2 protein-coding genes and 1 pseudogene are annotated in these 2,992 nt (G+C 61.8%); 1 reads left to right on the plus strand and 2 read right to left on the minus strand.

Annotation, left to right across the window (positions count from 1 at the left end; translation table 11 throughout):
- The first annotated feature begins 96 nt into the window (after positions 1–96).
- Positions 97–1,193 (plus strand): annotated as a pseudogene (locus tag SP5_RS18230) (IS630 family transposase).
- On the opposite strand, the gene SP5_RS18235 reads toward SP5_RS18230, so the two are convergent.
- Together SP5_RS18235 and SP5_RS18240 are read right to left on the minus strand one after the other, a co-directional pair.
- Positions 1,182–1,454, minus strand: coding sequence for a Rha family transcriptional regulator (locus SP5_RS18235; RefSeq protein WP_042491512.1), 273 nt, complete (start codon positions 1,452–1,454; stop codon positions 1,182–1,184). The pseudogene SP5_RS18230 and the gene SP5_RS18235 overlap by 12 nt on opposite strands.
- A gap of 153 nt (positions 1,455–1,607) precedes the next feature.
- On the minus strand, positions 1,608–2,992 hold a 1,385-nt coding region (locus SP5_RS18240; RefSeq protein ID WP_174435569.1), incomplete at its 5' end, for a phage major capsid protein.

Here is a 2,992-nt window from a genome sequence, read left to right on the forward strand (position 1 = left end):
GCGGTGAGGCTGGAGGAGCCAATCAGCGTCAAGGCTAGTCACCTGGAACTGAAGTAGGCTACATTGCATATCTCTTCGCGAAGGCGGGAGGCATGGATGGTTGGTCGTCAGGCGGATATTTTGGCGTTGAGTGTCGCCGATCGCGCGTTTCTGGAATCGCAGGTGCGGCGTCACAAGGCACCGCGCTCGTTATCGGACCGCTGCCGGATGATTTTGCTGTGTGCGGATGGGCTGCAGAGCAAGGAGGTTGCCGAGCGCCTGGGGTTCACGAGCATACGGTCGGCAAGTGGCGGCGTCGCTTTGCACAAGCTGGCGTCGAAGGGCTGACCGACGAGTATCGGGCGGGCCGTCCGCGTACGGTGAGCGATGCGCAAGTCGCGCAAGTGATCGAACGGACGTTGAACACCAAGCCCAAGGACGCGACCCACTGGTCGATCCGTTCGATGGCGGCCGAGGCGGGTCTGTCGCATACGACGATCCGCCGAATCTGGGGTGCGTTTGGCTTGCAGCCGCACCGGTCGGAGACGTTCAAGCTGTCGAGCGATCCGCTGTTTGTCGATAAAGTTCAGGACATCGTCGGCCTTTACCTGTCGCCCCCGACCCGCGCCGTGGTGCTGTGCGTGGACGAGAAATCACAGATCCAGGCACTCGACCGCGAACAGCCGGTCCTTCCCATGGCGCCGGGCATACCCGAACGGCGCACCCACACCTACGTGCGAAACGGCACGACATCGCTGTTCGCGGCACTCGACATTGCCACCGGCGTCGTCATCGGCAAATGCTACAGGCGGCACCGCGCCACCGAGTTCCTGGACTTTCTCAAGCAGATCGACGCGGCCATGCCCGAAGGCCCCGAGGTCCACCTGGTGATGGACAATTATGCCACCCACAAGACGCCTCGGATCAAGGCGTGGCTCGCCCGGCGTCCGCACTGGCATGTGCACTTCACGCCGACATCGGCATCGTGGATCAACCAGGTCGAACGCTGGTTTGCCGAGTTGACGCGAAAGCAATTGCAGCGTGGTGTCCACCGGTCGACGGCGGAACTCGAAGCCGATATCGCCGCCTTCATCGCTGCCCACAACGAGAAACCCAAACCCTACAAATGGGTCAAATCCGCAGACAATATCCTCGCCTCGGTCAGGCGCTTCTGCCAAAAAACAATGAGCCGAACTTCGGATTCAGGTGACTAGGGTCAGCGCTGTATCCCGCTGCGTCGAAGGAAACGACATCGCCAGCAACATGAAGCCCTCGCGATCGATCAGTGCATGCCGCACGTACCGTATGCCGCCCAGGCCAGCGGTGACGGGGTGATCCTCAAATTGGTAGTGGGGCGCAGCTGCAGGACACTGGCGTAGGACCAGGTCGATCGCTGCGAGCACGTTGTGATGACGCCGACCGAATACCCTGGCAATTTCCCGGCTATCAACCGTAATGCGAGCCATCATATCCATGAATTCTGTCCTCATGGCTGCTGGCGAGGTCTCAGAGGTTGAGCCTCGCCAGCTTTCGGCTGCCTTTCAAGCCGCCGCGTCAGGATGTTGATCCGGCGTTCCCTTCCGGAGCGTGGTCCAGATTGATCGCGGCTATCCACGCTTCGCTTCTCGTCAGTTCGGGAACTTGTAGGCGCCTCGCCAGTCGACGGCACCCGCACCGAAATCCATGTAAACCCGGAACTCGGTGCCCAGAACGTCCCAGCCGTCCCGCGTTTCGATGTGCGGGCCGGGGGTGTCGTCGAGGTAAGCATATTCGAGCACCGGTGATAGCGCCGGATCGGCAAACAGATACCACGGCGCACCGTCAAAGCGGGGCTCCACCAAGGGCGTTAGCTTTCCTGCGAACGGATTGGCGTCATCGGCGCGGGCGGGATTGATCGACTGGCTGAGCAGCTGCTCCACCCAAGTCTCCAGCTCGGGGCCGGTGAGAATGAACTTCGGTGCCGTAGAGAGAGGCGTTACGCCATCCAGATCCTTTTGCCGCCGCATGCCAATCCGGCCGTTGGAAATCTTGATCGCATCGGGCTTGCCGAAGTCGGCTGCTGCCGCGAGGTTGCCATGTGCCTCATCAAATAGGGGGCGGCCATCGGCCATGAGCGGGTTGGACGTGACGAGTTTGGCAAACAGCGCCGCCTCGGTTTCCGCAGCCGACCGCGCCATGCTGCGAATGGGATCACCGAACGCCCCCAGGTCATCATTGATGATCGCCTGGCGGCTCAATCCGAACTGCTTCGCATAGGTCTTCAGCGCATAGCTTTCCTTGCGCGATTTGAAGCTGCCATGCTTGATCTCTCCGGCTTCCTGCACCTCCTGCAAAGTTCCGAACTCCGACAGCTCGATGCCACTGATCGCCCGGAAATCGCGCGCCGATCGACGGCGCGCGACCTGTTTCAGGGGCGACCCTGCAGCTGCGAAGACGTCCATAAGGAAGCGCTGGCCCGCGCCGGTCAGCAATTCGGGGAAATCACTGGTGGTCATCGACCCCGCCGAGCGCGCCATGTATCCATGCGACCCGGCGCGGGTGCCGTTGCCGTTCCACGCGGCGGCCGACAGAATGTCCGTGGGGCTGAGGTTGCGGGCATGGCCGCGACCAGATCGCTCCAGCATCGTACCGGCGATCTGGACCATCGTCATGCCCATGAATTCCCGCGCAGCGCTGGACGGCGCCGCGCCGCTCATGCGAGCATATAGCGCATCTTCGATCGCGCGGGCATGGAATTGCGGATTGTCGAACGTCTGATCGCCGCCGGAGGTAAAGGAGAAGCACCCGATCTGTTGCCGCTGACGCTCACCCAGCATACGAACGGTCATACTACCGACCTCCGCCATGGATAGGCCGCGCTCTGCCGCCTCCAGAATTAGCGAGGCCCGTTGCCCTTCGTCCAACTGACCTGTGTCCCCCAGCATGTCGAAGTAGCGGCGGAGTTCTTTGATCGATGCGGCGGAGTTGGGTGAAGTGCTGGTATCACCGCGCTGCTGAACGTTGACGTTGTCCT

The organism is Sphingomonas parapaucimobilis NBRC 15100 (assembly GCF_000787715.1).
GTDB classification, from domain to species: Bacteria; Pseudomonadota; Alphaproteobacteria; order Sphingomonadales; family Sphingomonadaceae; genus Sphingomonas; species Sphingomonas parapaucimobilis.